At 39.6% G+C, this 19889-nt stretch carries 14 protein-coding genes; 11 read left to right on the forward strand and 3 right to left on the reverse strand.

Features of this window, described 5'->3' with window-relative positions:
• Together ACLHG9_RS06935 and ACLHG9_RS06940 are read right to left on the reverse strand one after the other, a co-directional pair.
• A complete protein-coding gene (locus ACLHG9_RS06935) occupies positions 1 to 3528 on the reverse strand; it encodes a SusC/RagA family TonB-linked outer membrane protein (RefSeq protein WP_410220770.1) in 3528 nt (1175 codons plus the stop codon).
• A gap of 197 nt (positions 3529 to 3725) precedes the next feature.
• The gene (locus ACLHG9_RS06940) at positions 3726 to 4913 is read right to left on the reverse strand and encodes a FecR family protein (protein ID WP_410220771.1); all 1188 of its coding nucleotides are present in this window, start codon (positions 4911 to 4913) and stop codon (positions 3726 to 3728) included.
• A 222-nt stretch (positions 4914 to 5135) separates the two neighbouring features.
• Here ACLHG9_RS06940 and ACLHG9_RS06945 point away from each other — a divergent pair, with 222 nt between their 5' ends.
• The 4 genes from ACLHG9_RS06945 to ACLHG9_RS06960 all read left to right on the forward strand — a co-directional run bounded on the left by ACLHG9_RS06945 (position 5136) and on the right by ACLHG9_RS06960 (position 9718).
• Positions 5136 to 6665, forward strand: a complete 1530-nt coding sequence (locus ACLHG9_RS06945; RefSeq protein WP_410220772.1) for an ATP-dependent nuclease — start codon at positions 5136 to 5138, stop codon at positions 6663 to 6665.
• Positions 6666 to 6885: 220 nt separating this feature from the next.
• Positions 6886 to 7119 (forward strand): DUF6965 family protein, encoded by a 234-nt coding sequence (locus ACLHG9_RS06950; protein WP_410220773.1) that lies wholly within the window; start codon positions 6886 to 6888, stop codon positions 7117 to 7119.
• A 117-nt stretch (positions 7120 to 7236) separates the two neighbouring features.
• Positions 7237 to 9285, forward strand: a complete 2049-nt coding sequence (locus ACLHG9_RS06955; protein WP_410220774.1) for a DUF3289 family protein — start codon at positions 7237 to 7239, stop codon at positions 9283 to 9285.
• A gap of 151 nt (positions 9286 to 9436) precedes the next feature.
• Positions 9437 to 9718: a hypothetical protein gene (locus tag ACLHG9_RS06960; protein WP_410220775.1), complete on the forward strand. Its 282-nt coding sequence runs from the start codon at positions 9437 to 9439 to the stop codon at positions 9716 to 9718.
• Positions 9719 to 9813: 95 nt separating this feature from the next.
• Here the strand turns inward: ACLHG9_RS06960 and ACLHG9_RS06965 are convergent, their stop codons facing one another.
• Entirely contained in the window at positions 9814 to 10413 is a 600-nt protein-coding gene (locus ACLHG9_RS06965) for an RNA polymerase sigma factor (RefSeq protein WP_410220776.1), read from the reverse strand.
• A 180-nt stretch (positions 10414 to 10593) separates the two neighbouring features.
• On the opposite strand from ACLHG9_RS06965, the gene ACLHG9_RS06970 reads away from it, so the two are divergent.
• From ACLHG9_RS06970 to ACLHG9_RS07000, 7 genes are all read left to right on the forward strand, one after another.
• Entirely contained in the window at positions 10594 to 11817 is a 1224-nt protein-coding gene (locus ACLHG9_RS06970; protein ID WP_410220777.1) for a hypothetical protein, read from the forward strand.
• A gap of 151 nt (positions 11818 to 11968) precedes the next feature.
• Positions 11969 to 12349 carry a hypothetical protein gene (locus ACLHG9_RS06975; RefSeq protein ID WP_410220778.1) on the forward strand — a complete coding sequence of 127 codons (381 nt, stop codon included), beginning with the start codon at positions 11969 to 11971 and terminating at the stop codon, positions 12347 to 12349.
• 16 nt (positions 12350 to 12365) lie between these two features.
• Positions 12366 to 12677 (forward strand): SH3 domain-containing protein, encoded by a 312-nt coding sequence (locus ACLHG9_RS06980; protein ID WP_410220779.1) that lies wholly within the window; start codon positions 12366 to 12368, stop codon positions 12675 to 12677.
• Between the two features lie 288 nt (positions 12678 to 12965).
• Entirely contained in the window at positions 12966 to 13430 is a 465-nt protein-coding gene (locus ACLHG9_RS06985; RefSeq protein ID WP_410220780.1) for a hypothetical protein, read from the forward strand.
• Positions 13431 to 13576: 146 nt separating this feature from the next.
• A complete protein-coding gene (locus ACLHG9_RS06990; RefSeq protein ID WP_410220781.1) occupies positions 13577 to 13903 on the forward strand; it encodes a DUF4134 domain-containing protein in 327 nt (108 codons plus the stop codon).
• 10 nt (positions 13904 to 13913) lie between these two features.
• Complete coding sequence (locus ACLHG9_RS06995) at positions 13914 to 14342, forward strand: hypothetical protein (RefSeq protein WP_410220782.1); 429 nt, start codon at positions 13914 to 13916, stop codon at positions 14340 to 14342.
• A gap of 39 nt (positions 14343 to 14381) precedes the next feature.
• Positions 14382 to 19880 (forward strand): Eco57I restriction-modification methylase domain-containing protein, encoded by a 5499-nt coding sequence (locus ACLHG9_RS07000; protein ID WP_410220783.1) that lies wholly within the window; start codon positions 14382 to 14384, stop codon positions 19878 to 19880.
• Positions 19881 to 19889: the final 9 nt, after the last annotated feature.

Genomic DNA, 19889 nt, shown 5'->3' on the forward strand with positions numbered 1-19889 from the left:
TTAAAGTTTAAGGTTCATACCAAATGAAAAACTTAAAGGATCACGTAAAGAGGTGGTGCCATAATCGGGATCAATTCCGGCATTGTTCTTCCGCCAGAGTATGCCCAGATTTTTAGCATACAAAAAGGCCGAAATACCTTTGAATGGTAACCTGCTTAATTGCTTTTTAGAAGCTGTATAACTTAAACGCACATCTTGTAACCTAATGTGGTCGCCAGGTTCTACCAGATTGGTACTGTTACGGTAAAATGAAGTCATTGCGCCCGGAGCAGGATAAAATAAAGCTGGTACGGTGGTTATCAGTTCATCGCCGGGTTTTTGCCATCTCTTTTCATAATCAACATAAGAGGTTAGTACGTTACTATATTCTCCCAGAAAGGCATTCTTTTTCCTGAAGTAATAATCTAATTTGTACGTAATGTTTATTGATAGCTCAAAGTTTTGATAGTTAAAGGAATTAAGCACGCTGCCAAAGTATTTAGGGGAGGCTGTGCCATGATAAAACAGTTGGGTAGGATCTAGGAGATTGGTAATACTGCCATAGTTTTTGCTGACCTGCCCGTTTAGGTAACCTTGTGGTGAGCCTGTATTGTCCAGACCTGCCGATGGATAGCTAAAAATGGAGTAATAGGGGTAACCCTCTAAAGGGTTTTGATAATTAAAGCTTACAATGTTGTTATTGCTGCTCTGCTTAACCTTATATGAGGTAACTTTATCGTTATTATAATTAAAAAGTAGCGTCGTATTCCATCCTAATTTACCGGTTAAGTTCCGGGAATTTAAAAGTATATCTATGCCTCGTGTGCGTAAATTTGCGCTGTTGCCCCTAAATTGGGTAAGGCCACTTTGCATAGCAATAGGGCTGTTGCCGATAAGGTCAAAAGCCGATTTTTGGTAAATATCAATACTGCCGCTTATCCTATTATCTTTTAAGGCAAAGTCTATTCCTGCATTATACGTTTTTATTTGTTCCCATCTCAAATCGGGATTTGGCGGATTGCTTATGGTTGCAAATTGGTTACCCCAAACATCTGCGTTTGACCATTTTTTGGAGGTAAGAATACCACTAATTGATTTGTCTACATTGCCACTGTAACCAAAAGTTGTACGTAATTTAAGTGAAGGGAGCCATGATGCATGAAAGAAACTTTCACGGTTTACTACCCAAGCCAAGCCTGCCGACCAAAGCGGAACTCCCTTTTGGTTGGTGTTTACCCCAAAGAGATTTGATTTATCCTGTCTGGCGCTACCTGAAAGGATATAACGCTGTTTGTAAGTATAAGAGGCGTTAGCGTAAAGGGATTGGTTGATATTGATCTGTTGCAAAGCACTGGGCGTAGTGTTTATCTGTGCCAAACTCCCGGAATAAAAAATAGGGTATTGCTTACCGGGATCAATCAGGTCATTCCTGTTTGTTCTGGTCGCATCTGAATACCCGTACATCGTTTGTCCAAATACGTTGGTTGTCCTGTCACTACCTTCAAAACCTGCAATAGCGTTAATTTCGTGGTCGTTGAAAATGGTCTTTGTGAAATTTAACTGCGCACGGGCAATTTTTGAAATGGTCTTGGAATTTCCCAAGCTATAAATATCGCCAAGCGCAATCACGCGATTGACCTCATTGTTAGATATGGTACTGTAACTATTGATCAGGTTTCTTGTGTAGAAGCTATCGGCACTATTGATAGTTTGCGTATCGTTAGCTTCGTTAAGGTATTGGTAGCTTCCGGTCAGGTTTAATCCCTTAATAATCTCAAAATCTAAACTTGTATTAACGCGAAACTGGGTAATCTTTCGTTCGGCATTGCTTGAAAACTCATCCAAAGGGCGGTATTTCCAGTCCAATAATGGAGCCACCGCTGCAGAACTGGTGTAGGATTCGCTCAACGTAGTTAAGGTCACTACCGATAGTGCATTTCCGTTATTATCGGCGAGGCGGTCGTATGGGGTGTATGGAATGTACTTATATGGTTGACTATAAATATTACTAACATTGTAGCCAAGATCGCCCGATAGTTTTAAGCGGTTGTTAAATAGCGCAAAGGTATTGCGGGCTGATATGGTGAGCCTGTCATAACTATCCGGAACTGTGTTCTGAAGGTTTTTGTCATACCCGGCAGAAAGATAGTACCAGTTGTTTGAAGTACCGCCGTTTAAACTTAACTGATACTGTTGGTACACCGATGGGCGGTAGTAATATTTATCAAGATCGGCACGAACATTATGTGTCCTTAATTCATCAAGTCTTTCGGTTAGCTGTGCATCCGTGATTTGATTATTTCGTCTTTGTTTCAAAAGTTCAACCGCAGGAGAAATAGGAGAGTATTGGCTATTTATTGAACTATTATAGTAACCTTTTGAGAACAGAAAAGTTTCAAGGTCTATGTAATCGCTTGATGATACCTGTGGCAAATCATCCTGATTAGGCTTACCAGCTACCGTTAGCGTAGAATTGATGTTTATTGATAATGGTTGGTCTTTCTTGCCGTTTTTTGAGGTAATGACCACAACGCCATTACCGGCACGGGTTCCCCAGATGGAAGCCGCTGAGGCATCTTTAAGCAAGGTAATACTTTCAATATCGGCCGGGTTGATCTGATCCAGGTTGCCCTCATAAGGGAAGCCATCTAATATGATGAGGGGTTCTGCCGAGGCAAAAATCGTGCTACGACCATGTATAGCAATTTTTGAACTATTGGCAAACTCACCATTTGGTAAGCTTCTGTTAAGTAACAGGCCACTGCTAAGGCTTTCGAGCCTATCGATGATGTTTATGCCTACGTTGCGGTTTAGTGTTTTGTTGTCTAGCTGCGTAAATGAGCCGGTGGCGCGTTCTTTTGGCAAGGTCTGGTAACCGGTAGAAACGCTAACTTCAACCGTGTTTAGCTGTCCTACGGCAGTAAACATCTTTATATTGCCCATTTCGGCAGTTGCCGGTAGTTGTACCGGGGTATAGCCTACATAGGCAACCTGTACGGTTTCACCGGCATTTACATTTTTTAGGGTAAACTCGCCATTGTTATTGGTCTGGGTGCCAATGTCTGTGCTTTTAACCCTTATGGTTGCCCCAATAAGGGGTTTGTCATGGTCGTCCAGAACGGTTCCGCGTACATCAATTGAAGATTGAACCTGCTTTTTGTTTTCAGCTTTGCGCTCCTTTACCACTATGGTTTTATCTAATATCTCGTAGGTAAAGGGCTGGTCTTTAAAAAGGTCGTTCAGGGTGGCCTGTAAAGGTTTGGCCTTTACATCGATAGTTACCTTTTTTGCTCCTTTGAGCATACTCTTGGTATATAAGAACTGGTACCCACTTTGTTTTTTTATGGCGTTAAATACATCTTCAATATTGGCATTGCTGTACTTAACCGTGATGTTCTGCGCTTTTAGCTGCGTAGCGGTAAATGCCATGAGCAGGCAGAACAGGTAGGTCAACGTCTTTAGCCGCATTTGCCTGTTGTTTTGCGGCGTAGGATGTAAGCCTGCAAACAGACCATGCTCGCGGCTTTTTTCCTTTGTTAAAAATTTCATACTTTTGGGTGTTTCGGTTTAGTTGATAATCGGGTGTGAGTATTTGGTTTCAACACCGGGCGTTAGCGGCAGGGATTGTGAGCGCAACCCTGCCGGTTTTTTTTGCCCGTGCTATTAATAACCTAAATTAAATTCCATTTTTTCTTACTTCATACTTTACGGTTAGGGTTAAACATTTTGGTTAGTTATGTTGAGCGTTACGGGTTTATGATTATCTTTTTGCCTGTTGGCGTGTTCTCTAACTTGTAGCTGATCTTGATAAGTTCTAACATCTTTAGCACCGATCTTAGTTCTGACTGGCGCGATATACCACCGCTTATGCGCTCATTGGGTATTGCCCCGTTGTAGGCTACTTCTATGTTGTACCATCTTGATATTTGTTGCATCACTTCCGGAACTGTGGCATCTTCAAAAGTAAACAGTCCGTTTTTCCATGCCAGGTCGGTTTCGAGGTTGGCGGCGGAAATGTTGATAGTTGATCTACCTAGTACCGATTTTTGTCCTGGCTTTAAGACTTTTGCGGATAACGAATTAACAGCCGGCTGTACCTGAACAGAACCTTCGGCAAGGGTGGTAACGGTCTGCCCGTTGTCGCCGTAGCTGTTTACGTTGAAATGGGTACCGAGTACTTTTACTTCTTGTGTAGCTGTATGCACTATAAACGGCCGGGTTTTATCATGCGCAACCTCAAAGTAGGCTTCGCCACTTAGTTTTACCGTGCGTGCCTCGCCACGCAGCCCCAACGAAGCAGAATAGGTAAGACTTGATGCGGCGTTTAGCCATACTTTTGTTTGGTCGGGTAATATTACCTCGTAGGTTTCGCCACGCGTTGTGGTTAGCGTGTTTGTTGTGTGCGGTGCTGTATGATCGGCCTGTACCTCATAAACCAATTGCCCGTTTGCAGCTTTGCTGATCTTTATGCCGGCCTCTTGCGCCAGTTGGCCGTTGGCCTGATCTGACAGTACAATCTGCTTACCGTTGGATAGGGTAAGGGTTGCGGCATGTCTGCCGGGCTTAATATCTTCTGTAATGGTTGCTACACTTTCTTTGTTTACAACTTCTTTAGTGCTTAGCCAGTAGGCTAGAGGGGTAGCTATTGCCAACAGTATGGCGGCAATTGCTACGTAGTATTTCCAAAGTGCAGGTTTTTGTTTTTCTACAAAAAGCTGCTCTTTAATGTTTTGGTATAGGCTGTCGAGCTTCTTGATCCGGGCAGGATCATCTGCCCTTTCATCTTCATCTACCTCTGCCCGTTCTATAAGGCGGCGCAGTTCGCTTTCATTGGCCGTGCCAAAAAAGCGAAAAAGCTGTTGCAGCTCATCTGCTGTGCTCTGCTTGTCCAAAAATCTTTGGAACAGTTCTTCTATATCGCGCGATACTTTCATGTGCCTTTTCTTATATATATGCTTGAAAAAGAAAAACGCACTAGTGCAAAATGAGAAAAAATAAAAAAAATATTTAAAAATGTGATTTTACGCGAATGCGTAGGGTGGGGATGGAGGGAAAGTAGTATATTGGATACTTAAATATATTTTTTCCATTATACATTTTAGAATTTCTAAAATTTGAAATGGATAGAAGGAAACGCTTATCAATTTGAGTAAAGTATGAAAATTTCTAAAATAGAGATTACACAATTTAGACATCTTACAAACCTAAATTTTGATTTTGGAAAAGTTATAACCGTAATTGCGGGAGGCAACGGAACAGGTAAAACTTCATTATTGGGATTAATCGGACATATATTTAGGTATGGTAATTTGTCCAAAAATCTTTTTAATGAACGCTATGAAACTAAGTATTCGTCTGTATTTAGATTTTCAGTTGCTCATGATCTGACTGGCTCCTATCAATACAAAATAATTTTTGCAGATGGATCTGAAAAAGAAGCGAAGCTTCGAGTTATAACAAATACTAATGGTACTATTAGGCATCGGATAGATGTGGGTGGGCGAGTAAGGCACGGTGGAAAAATCACAAAACCCGTTATTTTTCTAAGCTTGAAAAGACTTTTGCCTTTAGCTCAAGAGAGTTTACAAAATATTAAAATAGGTCTTCAAACTTTGACAAGTACTCAAGAGCAGGAATACTCTGATCTATATAATGAGGTCTTTTCATCATTAGAAACAATTAGCCCTATTCATACCAAGTCGAATAATAAAAATTCTTTTTCTCCGACAACAGGTAATTTTGATGCGCACGGCATTTCGGCTGGTCAAGATAATATTGGTCATTTAATTCTGGCTTTGCTTTCTTTCAAACATTTAAAGCAAAGTGATCCTGGTAACTATAACGGAGGACTATTGCTGATAGATGAGCTAGATGCAACATTATACCCTGCTTCGCAAATAAATTTGCTGAAAATTTTATTACGTCTTGGACGTGAATTAGATTTACAGATTGTATTTACTACCCATTCATCAGATATTCTAAATTTTTTGAATTCACGAAATGGATCAGCATTTAAGCATCATACTAATTTTGTCAGCCTCTCAAATTCTTCGGGAACAGTTACTGCAAGGCAAGGCTTTTCGGAATTAACTAATCTACTGGCTGATCTCAATCATGCAGCAGTAAGAACAATAAGGCCAAAAAAGATAAATTATTATTTCGAAGATTATGAAGCAATGTGCTTTTACAAAGGTATTATCGAAGGAGAAGATTTTAGCTGCGAAAATGATTTCAAAAATATGAGTATTAGTTGCGGAACTTATAAAACTTTAATTGATAATGGTTTTGAAGAATTTTATAAGAGTGTAGTTGTTTTAGATGGCGATTTTAGTACTACAATGGGAGAAACAGACTTGAATAGCATTGTATTATTACCTGGCGCAGTACGACCAGAAAATGTTATTGCAGATTTTCTTAGAAGCCTACCTCCCGAAGATCCATTCTGGAATAATACTTATCAATATACCAAGCGTGTTTTTTTGAATAATATAAATGGAGTTAGAGATGATAGAGATGCAATGAAGCGATGGTTTAATGATCAACTTCCATATTGGGGACAAGATGGAGCAAATTTATTCAATAGGTGGAAAGAACTCAATCCTGACGAGGCAAATAAGATAATTGAAAGAACTAGAGCAGTAACAACTCGAATTTTAGAGAATTTTTACGAATTAGCTACAAATTAACAAGACGGGTTCTTTGCAAGTTAAGTAAAAGAATTTTGGAGGCTAAATATCTAACAGAATGAACAGGGCTAAAAGAAATTGAATATCTTTGAGCAGGAGAACCCAAAGCATTTACTGTTTGGATCTACAAGTTAGTGAAAAAACTCTTGGTCAATACCAGAAAGTTTTAGTCCCCCTTTGGTGGGACTTTTTCATATACTGTAAAATAAAACCTTACCTAATGACAGTTGCACAATTAGAGGCTTACTTTAGAACGGCCAAATTACCGGAAACACCCTTTAACCTCAATCCTTCGCATAAAATTTTGGATGTTGACCTTTTTTTAGAAAGCCATTTTATCAAACTAAGAGGTACACAACCGCCGTACAATGCTATCATCAGGCCAATGTACGATAGGCTCATAGAATTAAGGGACCTGTTGGAGAGCGGGCAGGATTTAACTAAAAATATTTGATTTTTTACCAATCTTTTGGTTTGTAGTACCAAAAGATTTATTACGCTAAAGTATTGACAGGTAGATTTTTAATAGGTAACTTAAAGTTTAACTTAAAAATCTAACTAAACCTGCTCGATGACTAAAATCACGCTTTTAGGCCGAAAAAGAGGAAGCCTCTTTTTAGCCTTTCTTGCAATTATTATTGCAATCACAATCCTTTCTTGTAAAAAAGAGCTATTTGAAACGGCTAAACGAGAGCCAGTTGACCCTGTGCAAGCAAAAAAAATTGCCGGGTACTTGCAAGGCCCCCAAATGAATAAGCTGAGCTTTGATAAGTTTAAGGGACAAACAGACCTTAACCGATTGGGCAGCATCGGACAGATGATCAGTTCGGCAAGCTCAAAGGCCAAGACCATGTCTGTTGTCACCCCTGAAACCTATTCTGGTTTTTCGGTCAATACCGATAGCGTGACGGTGGTTACGAATGGCAACCGAACGAGCTATATCTTTTCTGTTAAGCTATCTAACCCAAGGTCAATTGTTTTCCAGAACCTAACAGTAGAGGTTTCGCCAGAGCGCACCTTAACGTTCATCAATACCTATACGCCCACAAAAAAATGGATAGCCGACTGGAAAAAGGGCAGGCCGGGCAAGTTTGAGGGAGAGATCAGTGTTACGTATCTTAATGGAGGTACTCCAGTTCCGCAAATGGTGGGCAATGCCAACGATAAGGCTGCCGCCACAAAAAATACGCAGGCCAAGGTCATGGGCAATGCGCAGCAGAACTCAATTGCCAACAAGGTAATGCTACGCCAAACAGAATGTTTTACCACCACCTATTATTATTTTGCACCCTATCAATGTGGAGGGCTAGGCCATCACTGGCCTTGGCAGGCAGCGGATTGCGACTATGCGGATAATATATCTCCGTTGTCGCCAGGATGGAGCGTTGAATCCATTGATATTACAGATTGCTACAGTTACGACGACGGGATTGGGGGTGGTGGAGGCGGTGGTGATGCCGGCGGCGGTGGGGGCGGTGGCACAAGTCCAACCCCACCTCCAGATTACGAACCTTGTGATGGCCAGCCACCTATCGGTCCGGTATCTGTACACAGTGGAGCCACGGGGGCCAAGTTAATGGTACACCAAGTACCTGATTGTAATGGTAATCAACCTCCGCCCCCTATTATCCCACTTACCCAGGCACAGCAACTGATCAATCTGTTACAGATTACGGACATCAGGCTGATTGATTTTCTTAAAGATCCTTATAATGGATTATTGGTAGCAGAAATTAGCAATTACCTGAACATTAATAATTATTCTGCCGACAGCTATGAATTTGCAAATTGGGCAATCGAATTTTTACAGCAGAACATAAGTTTTGACGGTAGTATTTTCTTTGCGCAAAATGATTTTTCGGCTCTTAACGATTTACCGAATACCGCTGTTCCCGATCCACTAATAAATAATGGGATTTCGGACATTGAAATGCCTAATAATGTAAATAGCGCCCCTATTCGAAAAATAGCACAAACAACTAATAGAAACAATACCGAAGATATGACCTATGGTATAGATGGGGATGATACAGGCATACTGAAGTCAAGGGTTTTGGCATCGTCGCCAGAGCTATTTACAGATATGACGGTCTTGTTTATGTATTGCACAAAATTGAGTCCTACGTTAAGGGTTGTTGCATTAGAAATGTTGGATCGATTTAAGTATAACTCCGGTGCTACTTATGAAAGTGCCAGTTTAAATCAAATGGTTGCAGAAAGCCCCACCTTCAGAAATTTTATCAGAAGATTTGGAGCTGATTTAAAAACACAGCTTAGAAGTACAGGAGGAAATATTGACAATGTTTCAATTAATTTAAACTATAGACCTATATTTAACGGACTTTATAATTTAACGACCGGCTTTCAGATACTTATCAATGATACAGAATTTACCGAGATCAATTTAGTAAATTATCAGATGGATCCCGCAACGCAGGAATGGATAGCCGATGTAGAAGTTGTAATTAAAGATCATTTTGGGTTGGATAAGAATGATGCTTTAGTATATCAAAGCAAAAATAAAGGTTTCGCCTCGTGGTGGGTACTTCAACATAAACGTGGACATAGACCATTTGAAACCAAAGTAGTAGTAAAAAGGAGGATATATGGCTCTTTATAGAAAATGTGCTGTTAACATTTGTTGGATAATAATTCTTGTATCGTGCCTGCTTGTTTCTTGTGAAAAGAAATATCCGAAATTTGAATCACTGAACCAATTTAACAGTGTTGATACCATACAACAGAATGGAAGATCATTTATTACGAAGCAGTTGAATTTTATTGTAAAAGATTACAGTAATAGCGAAGAAGCAAAAAAAGCCATTGATGCGTTTGCTATGGAACAAGTTAAAAATAGCGAAAAAGGCATTACTTATTTACTGGTGTTTTACAAATATTCGGAAATAACAAATGTGAACCATTTAAAAGCCTATCCCAGAGACATCGATCGGTACTCGCAAGATAACGATATGATTTTTACTTACAGGTGGTTAGATGGAAAATTGGAAAGTAAAACGGTAATAGATAATGGTACTATCATTAGTCCGAGGTAGATGTTTTAGAGGAGCGTGAAAGGCTCTCCAACTCTTCCCTTTATTCAGAAAGAGTTGATTTAAACCGCCCCTTTTATTAAGTGGCGGTTTAATTTTTAAAAATTTTTGACAAGAAGAATAGATAAAAGTATCGCCATGCGCTCGCGAGATCGGAGTATGTAACTGCGCACAATGCTGGTAGCCTGTACCAAATGGTTGCTTACGGTAGAAACCGATACGCCCATCTGTTCTGCGGCTTCCTGATAGCTTAAACCTTCTAACCTGCATAGTCTAAAAGCCTGTTTGCGTTGTGGGCTTAACTCCTGCATCGCTTTTTCGAGCAGTTCGTGGCTCTCCTTAAAATAGATATTTTCTTCGGTGTGTGAGTAGGTTTCGATAAATGTTGAAAGGATATGTTCCTGCAATTTTTTGTCATGCGCCAGTTTGCGGTGCAAATGATAGACTTCGTTTCGCGCAACCTTATCCAGCCATGCTTTAATCGAAAGATCGGGATTAATGGTGTGCCGTTTGTTCCAGAGTATCACAAAAGTGTCTTGCAGTAGTTCATCCGCAATCTGCTCGGATTGCGTAAGCTTTAGCAGACGGTTATATATTTTATTACTATACAGCTTGTACAGCGTATTAAAAGCAGTTTCTTCCCCGGCTCCTAATCTCAATAGAAGTTCCTTTTCATCGGTGGCCGTTAAAATCTGCATTTGGTCAGTAGAACTTTGCCTTAAATTACTAAATTTTTGAGCAAAGTCATAATTTATTTCTGCAATTATAGCAATTATTCTGCAATAGAATTTTAGTGCGAATTTTTTGTAACATTTAGCAGGGGTGGTGTACAAACCCGCGAACCTACAAATTTTGTTGTCTAATATAACCCTCAAATCATGCAAACTAACCACAACTATCCCCTTGAGTACATTGATTTGTTGGCTACAATCACCCTTAGCCCTAACAATGTGAATTTGGACAAATTAACGCCAAATGAGATTAAAAAGATCAATTCCTATTTGCAGGAAGAGAATTGTCGCATCCAGTCGGCAATGAAGAACCATATTTTTACGGTAAATAAAAAGAAAGAGGTCGAATTGCTGGTACGGCATTATTATACGTCAACGATAAACATCATTGACATCGTAGTGGATAATAGGGAAAAGTTACCGCCAAATAATGACCTCGAGCAGATTTATGATAGCTTGTTAAACCTGCTTAACGATCTGCTGGTTTTTATCGAAAGTCGTTTTGGAAAGTACCTTAGTGCAGAGGAGAAAGTTGCAAATACTTATTTGCTTATGGCAAAGGAGCGATTGAAGCAAAAACTGGCACAGTTACAAAAACGCTTTAACCGTGCTTCCCTTAACGAGCGGTCGCCGCTCCCACTATTGTTCAAAAGACTGCAACGTTTTATAAAACGTGCAGAAGAGGATTTTGAAGTTACCTTACGAACATTGCTTTTTAAAAAGGAATTGATAGAAGGATTGGAAGAAATGGGTATTGAAGCTATGAGGAAAGATAGTGAAAACATTTTTACCGAAGTTGATAAGCTGTTGATCTACCTCAATTATAACAGCAAGACCTATATCGACGACCTGACCTTCAGAATTTTTGGAGATGTAAATACGTTATCTACTGCCAGGGAGAAGCATGATCGATTACTGTATCACAGAAAAAGTTTTAAGCAGTTACACCGAAAACCGGGATTTATATTGAACCCAAACTATCACGATCTTGATATGGTATTGGATAACTGGTTTGATGAGGAGATCGGGTATTGGGAAAGGCATTTAGAGTTGAGCAGTGATCATGGTAAAATGGACGAACAGCCCGAAAATAGGTTATTAGCTGGAAAAGGAGATATAAGCAAGGTATTAATCAATCTAAGTGCCGATCAGATTTCATTGATACTGCGTGGTGCAGATGAAGCCAGAATTTTTATAGCCAAGTCAATGAGCCAGGTATTCAAGACAATCATCCCACACCTATCGACACCAAATAGAATGCACCTATCTTATGATGCCATGCGTGGCAAATCATACGTTGCCGAAGAACGGGACAAAGAAATTGCAATTGAGGCTCTGGAGAAGATTATAAAGAAGATCAGGGATTATTAAGAAGTCTGTTACAGTATAATATTTAGAAGCATAAGTATATTGCTAGACCTGTTTTGTTAATTATTTCTTGTTAATAATCAGTTTGTTATGTTATTTTTTTTGTATTTTTATTATTGCCGATTTTCAAAAAACAAACTTAAACTTACATTTTATGAGCAGAGGATATAGAGTGGTACAACGTACCAATCGTATTATTTATTTTGAAACTTTTTTGTTAGGGGTTGTACTGACTATTGTTTTATGTAAGAAGTTGGATCACCATTGGGCACTGACATTGGTTACTTTTCCGGTCTTGACGGCCTTGATCTCATTTTCATTCTTTAGGTGGGCAATAATACGCTACGTAATTACGATCATGTTTTCCATGATCTATGGTTTATTAGCTTATGCTATTGGTGGCATGTTACAGACAGATGGAGTTTCTGTTTCTGTAATTTTTGCATTTTTTGCATATTTCTTAAGCCTAAGCTTTCATAAAGATCATTTTGATTTTATCAGGAACTCAGATGTAATTGAATACGAGTATAATTAATTATAAAATCGGATTTATGCAAAACAAGAGACAAATTATTTTTCTAATCGTAGGAACCTTTGTGTTCTCATTTATAATCTACGGTCTAGCATCAAGCGATCATAAAACAAAACAGGCTAGACTTGCGCCCAATGCCCAGATCCTTAAAAATACAAAAGTTTATGAATCTCCGGATTTGACAAGCAGGGTCATCGATTCGCTTCAACAAGGTATTGAAGTAACTATTGGAGAAGAACGTTCAAATTTTTATAGACTTATCAAAGTGAAAGGGGGAGCAGGTCTAAAAGAGGGATTTTTACTTAAAGAAGCCGTTACTGAAACTAAATAGAGTGGTGACCTTACTGATAGAATAATAGCATTAAGAAGGACAAAGGTTAAGCCTTAGAATTGATTTGATAAGGATTAATTTTTTATATGTTAGAAGCAAAAGATTTTTTTATGTCTTTTGCTTTTTTTGTTTTTAATAATCTCCCAAAACCCGCTACTAACCAAAGGACCAAAAAAGGACCAATAAAAATTGGTCTTGTCCTGCTTTTGTTCTATTTGCAACTTTGTTATCGAACAATAGGAAAGGTCGGCGCTGCCGATCGAATGTAGAACGATAAAATGAAGAGTTATGTTTACAAACATCAGTTGGTTGGATTATATCACTTACGTTGTTGCAACGATGATCATCTACTACATAGTGATAGCACTAAAATATTTCAGGGATGACCTGGCTAATGCCTTTCAATCGAAAAGGGATCATCTATCGAGAGCCGATTTCCTTTATGATGATCAGGAGGAACAACAAATGGATGAGGTCATAGAACCGAATGAAAATTCATTTATAAACACCACAGATGAGGACTTTGCAGATGTGGAAGAATTGATACAAAGGATCAAAGGCGTAATCAACAATACAGCAAACCTCAATCTTGATCCAGAGGATTTCAAGCAATACCTTAGCCTGACCTTAAAAGAATATCCTTCTATACAAAATTCGGCACTCAAAACATCAGTTAATGAATTGATCGTTTCGGAGTGCGCAAAAAACGGAGCTGTGAAACTTAGCGATAATGAGGTTGCGATGTTGTGGTAGGTAAGCGAGGTTAACGGTTCCCAAGAAGTTGGTTGCCCCTGTCGTCCCGGTGCGGTATGGTATGTGTGTGACAGGATTGCGGTGATTGAGCAGGCGCAACCACTTCTTTTTCAAAGATTTTTAAATCAATTAATATTTCGTGTGAGATGAAAAAGTGTAGAGTGAAAACGAAAGCAAATCGCAATGGCCTTGTCTTGGCTGTTGCACTTATTCTAATAGCCTTTTCTGGTTATGCGCAGGACGGTATTGCCGGTATCAACGAGGCCAACCAGAAAGTACGAAGTTATTTTGCCGCAGGCACCAATTTGATGTACGCAGTCGGAGCGTTACTTGGTTTAATCGGTGCAATCAAGGTGTACCAGAAATGGAATGCCGGAGATCAGGATACGGGAAAAGTTGCGGCTGCTTGGTTTGGTAGTTGCGTATTCCTTGTAGTGGTTGCTACTGTGATACAATCATTCTTCGGTGTTTAAATTTCTGGCCATGGTTTCCGCCCTTAAAGAAAAGTTTTGGCAATACATAATTGACCATAACCCCGACCTCATGTTTGATCTTCAGGAAACGTATTCGGTTTCCAAATTTCTGGAAGAACAAGTAGGCATGTTGGCGCTTTTCATCGAGCAACAGATCGAAGCGCAGGTTCCCGAATATATCATACAGGAGCAATGTTTGGAACAACTGACAGCGCCTTTAAAGCCCTCGAGATTTTTATACATAAAAAATGTGGTAGAAGAGGAATTTCCGGATGATTTTGAAACAATGCGTGAGGCAGGAACCCTTACTTACGAAGTGATCAATATGATGCAGGCTTGCAAGGAAATCTTTGAAGCTTTTGATTTTTCGGTCGAGAATGAAGATAGTCGGCATTTGAGGTACGCCATAATAGCGGAGGTACACGATTACCTCGTGTAGTATTGAAGTGATGATGTAGGATGAAAAGATGGATAGAGGATGGCTTACAATATTACAAAAAAGCTTGCTGATAATATTTCGGCTATAAGGATTGCCTTATCCTGGGATGGGGTAAGCAGGCTACCGGAAAGTGAAGTTGAGCAACTAAAACTGTACGCGGGTTTTGGAGGTATAAAGACAATTCTTTACCCTCCAACAACAAAGGATGAGTGGAGCAATCTGGGAGCCACTAATAGCGATCTGAAACACTTTGATGCCATTTGCTCTTTACATGATCTGTTACGTGAACGGTTTGAAGAAGCGGAATATAAAACCGTGGTAACATCTGTAAAAGAAAGTGTACTTACCGCGTTCTATACACCGGAGGTAGTGCCAAGAACGCTGTTTGAGGTGCTAAAACTAAATAACGTAAATCCAAAACGGCTCTATGAACCTTCTGCCGGTTCGGGTATATTCATACAGGAGGCCATTAAATCATTTCCGGAACTCGAAGCTATCACAGCGGTTGAAAAGGATATAATTACCGGCAAGATCTTAACTGCGATTAATTTTCACAACAGCGTTCCAACAACGACACATATCGTAGGTTTAGAAGAAACGTCGAATAAAGAAAATGGAACCTATGATCTGGTAGTAAGCAATATCCCTTTCGGAAATTTTAAGGTTTATGATCCGCAGATTAAAAATGCCGATCTGACCGGGCGCATCCACAACTACTTTTTTGCAAAAGGATTGGATAAGCTTGCCGATGGTGGCCTGCTGGCCTATATCACAACGGATGCCTTCTTACGCACGCCATCGAATAATGATGCACGTAAGTATCTATTTGAAAGGGCTGATTTTGTAGCCCTTGCTGTGATGCCTGATAATTTGATGAAGGAAACGGGCAATACGGAGGCTCCAAGTCATCTACTTATCGTTCAAAAAAACACTAAAAAGAAAATCTTATCGCAAGAAGAGCAACAATTGATTGTTTGCGATAAACATGAAAATTCGTTTGGTAAATACTACCAGAACACATTCATATCGGAGAACCTTGAAGAATTGCGTGTTAGTGATGAGATGTTTGACGGGAAAAACCAATATGGAAAAGCTACCTTATGCTTTACGCAATCGGGGAATATTGAAGGTATCGCCAAAAATTTAGAGAACGCGCTTGATGTTGGAATTTTAAGATGGAATGGAGCGGATGCATTTAAAAAATCCCTTGAACACTTGCAAGAAACGGCGAAGAACGAAGAACTACCGAAGCTGACATATCTGCCGATACCTGAGGGTGTGAACAATCAGTTTGTTGGCCAACTTGGATTGTTTGATATGGTACCTGCTGATAATATCAACAGGGCAGTTGCGTATATCAATAAATTGGATGAGACTGTTGTTGATAAACAGACAGCACGATTGGTTTGTACCATCAGGACAAGTGATAATCCCACGCACGAAATAGCAGTCCTGATTACGGCTAAAGACGATAGGAAGAGGTATCTTTTTAAACTTTACTCCAATGCAAAGGAGTTAGACGGTTTCTCGGCAAACTGGATGGTTGGCGGATTAGTGCCGCACGAACTGCGGAGTTTATCGAGGAAGTTAGCAGAGTTTGATCATTCCTATGTTTATCAAGGGGATAACAGCTTGGTGCAATTTTTTGGTGTTCAACAAGACCGTTCTTCATTCTATTCACCGCTTAAACTTTTTTATAAGGAGGGTACATTGGTTAGTTTCGAGGGAGCAATCGGCATTTTGGAAAACGTTGATCACGAATACAACAGAGCAGGTTTTAAAGACCTGTACCTGGTTGGCAACCATTCATTTTATGAAGATTATATTCGGTTAAGAGATAATTACTTTGAACTTTCAGAACGTGAGTTATCCGGTACCGAAATCACGCACGATCAAAGGTATAATTTAGAACGTAACTATAACGATTTTGTTGGCAAATATGGACAGCTTAACAAAGCTAAAAATCGTAAGCTGATCAGTGAGGATCGCGCACATGGCCTTACGATTACTTCGTCAATCGAACGCAGGAATGGGCAGACATTTGTAAAGGCGGATATTTTAACAATGCCAATCGTAAAGAAAAGCGAAGTTTTCCGCACGAGCGATCCTTTTGAAGCTTTGGCCCGTAGCCTTAATGACCTTGGTCGTCTTGATCTTGATTTTATCAGTAAAGCCATGCAGGTTACACAGCAGGAGGTTATCGCTGGATTGGGTCATCATATCTATTTTAATCCCAAAGCCGAGGCATGGGAAACTGCCGATATGTATCTGAGTGGAAATGTAGTTGAAAAACTTAACCAGGCCAAGGAAGCGCTAAGCCGTGAACCTGATAATGCCAACTTTAAAAGAAGTTTTGAGGCTATCGATGCAATTCAACCGCAACGAATCCCTTTTGACCTGCTTGATTTTAACTTTGGCGAGAGATGGTTTCCCATACAATACTACAAGAAATACATTGACGAGCTGTTTGAGCAGGATGCGGAAGTACATTACTTCTCATCGCTTGATAGTTTCAAGGTAATTTTGAACCACAATACAAAAGTTGACCATGAATTTGCAATCGTACCGAAAAATAACCGAAAAATGTACGGTTATACCTTAGTGGAACATGCGCTTGAAAATACAACTCCTCATTTTACCTATGAGTTTACCCAAAATGACGTAACGTACAGGGTTACCGATAATGAGGCAATACAACTTGCGCATCAGAAAATCGAACTTATCAGAAGCAATTTTGTCAATTGGCTCAGTGAGCTGCCTGATACCGATAAAAAAGAGATTGAAGATTTATATAATGATCAATATAACTGTTATGTACTGCGTGAGTACAATGGGCAACATTTGACCTTTGAAGGTCTTGACCTGCACGCTCTAGGAATTGACGATCTGTATATTTCTCAAAAAAATGCAATTTGGCGGCTTATCCAGAACAGAGGTGGCCTTATTGATCACGAGGTCGGTTTGGGCAAAACCCTCACTATGATCTGTGCCTCGCATGAAATGAAGCGATTGGGACTGGTGCAAAAACCTGTTATCCTGGGTTTGAAAGATAGCCTTCCGCAGATTGCTGAAACCTATCAGAAAGCTTATCCTAAAAATAGGTTGTTGTTTCCTACAGACGAGGATTTTGAACCTAAAAACAGGCTCCGTCTATTCCATGAGATTAAAAATAACAATTGGGATTGCATTCTCATCACACATGATCAGTTCTTGCGTATTCCACAATCTTTGGCCATACAAGGTAAGATTTTGGAACGCGAACTTGAAGATATTGAATTAAATCTCGATACGGTAAAAGAATTGGGAGGCAAGATTTCAAAAAAAATGCTAAAGGGCATGGAAATCCAGAAGAAAAACCATTTGGCAAAATTAAGTGTGATCAAACAAAAAATAGAGGATAAAAAAGACAAAGAGGTAGATGCCGTATCAATGGGGTTGGATCACTATTTTGTGGACGAGGCTCATAAATTTAAGAACTTAGGATTTGTAACCAGGCATATGAATGTTGCAGGGCTAGGAAATGCTAAGGGAAGTCAGAAAGCACTCAATATGCTTTTTGCAATGCGAACGCTTCAGGACAAGTTCAATGCGGATTTATGTGCTACTTTTCTTTCAGGGACTTTTCTTTCCAATAGTCTTACGGAAATGTACCTGCTTTTTAAGTATATGCGTCCGAGGGAACTTAAACGTCTGCAAATGGAGAACTTTGATGCTTGGGCTGCGGTTTACGCTAAGAAATCTGTTGATTTTGAGTTTTCTGTAACCAACGAAATTATAGCCAAAGAGAGATTCAGGCATTTTATCAAAGTTCCCGAATTGGCATTGTTTTATAATGAGATTACTGATTATAAAACAGCGAAGCATATCAACCTTGATAAGCCTGATATTGATGAGGTATTGGTTAATATAAAGCCATCACCTGAACAGCGAGAATTTAGCTCTAAATTGATAGATTTTGCCAGGACCGGTGATGCCACAATTTTGGGAAGGAGATCCCTTTCACCCAAAGAGGAAAAAGGTAGAATGCTTATTGCGACCAATTATGCGCGTAAAATGGCAGTTGATATGCGATTGATTGACTCCGAGCTATATAGTGATTATCCCGACAATAAAATAAATACATGTCTGAGGCAGGTAGCGCTGCATTATAAGGAAAGTACTGCCAACAAGGGGACGCAGATTATTTTTTGTGATCTGGGAACCCCCGGAACAAAGGGCTTTAATATGTACGACGACATTAAAACCAAATTGGTAAGGGACTACGGCATTGCTGAACAAGAAATTTCTTTTATCCATGACAGCCAATGGTCCAATAGCTTAAACCGGTTAGAACTGTTCAAAAAGATGAATGCGGGTGAAATTCGCATTTTGGTGGGAAGTACGGGTAAAGCCGGAACAGCATTAAATGTACAGGAAAAATTGATAGCATTGCATACGATCGTACAGCCATGGAAGCCTACGGAATTGGAGCAGCAAGCTGGCCGCGGCGCCAGACAAGGAAACATATTGGCAAAGGAACATTACGGAAACAAGGTAAAACATTATATCTACGCATCAGAGGAGTCGCTCGATATATACAATTTTAATTTGCTTAAGATTAAATTCTTAATCTCATACCAGTTACGAAATAATGAGTTGAACGTCCGAACATTGGATGAGGGGGCAATGGATGAGCATAGCGGAATGAACTATGCCGAATATGTTGCAATACTCTCTGGAGATACGACACTTCTAGAAAGAAGCAGGCTAGAAAAGAAGATTACGGCAATGGAAGGTTTGATGTCTGCCCATGTTAAAGAACTTTTACGGAACAGATCTATCTTGGAAAGAAAAAACAAAGATCGAGATAGGTGTCAGATTACCTATCAAAAGCTAAAAGATGATTTAGCAGTATTTCAAAAGAATGTGCATTTTGATAAAAATGGGATCACAAGCAATGCGGTAAAATTGATAGGTTGTAAAAGCAACAACCCCGAAATTATTGGAAATCACATTATCGACCTATTTAAAAATTGGCGTCCGGCACAGGAAGGGTTAAATGAAAAAAAAGTAGGCACACTCTACGGATTTGATTTATACATACAATCTAACGAAGGGTTCTTCGATACCACGAACAGTTTTTATGCACTACGCCACGAAGATGGTGTAAAGTACACGTATAATCAGGGGCGTCCAAATACTGACAATCCAAAATTGGCCGCTCGGCATTTCTTAAATGCTATTGAGCGTGTTGAGAATTTGGAGAGCAAATATGTTTCGGATATAAAGAAGTATGATTTGGAAATAACAAAGTTAGATAAGTTATGTAGCCGTCCATTTTTACAAGAAAAGGAATTAAAGGCATTAAGAATTGAACTGGATAGTCTGGATAGGAAAATTGCAGTCAAATTGCAAGAACGGGTATTAAAGGATCAAGGTCTATTAGACCAATCTATTCCGGTGGGCATTGAGCTAGCAAATGAGCCAGATAAAGTCGATGAAGCAGATAAAGTTATGCTAACCAAGGTTGTTCCAAAACATAGTGGTATCAGAATTTAAGTAAGAGCA

The sequence above is a fragment of the Pedobacter sp. genome (assembly GCF_046462515.1).
Classification (GTDB): domain Bacteria; phylum Bacteroidota; class Bacteroidia; order Sphingobacteriales; family Sphingobacteriaceae; genus Pedobacter.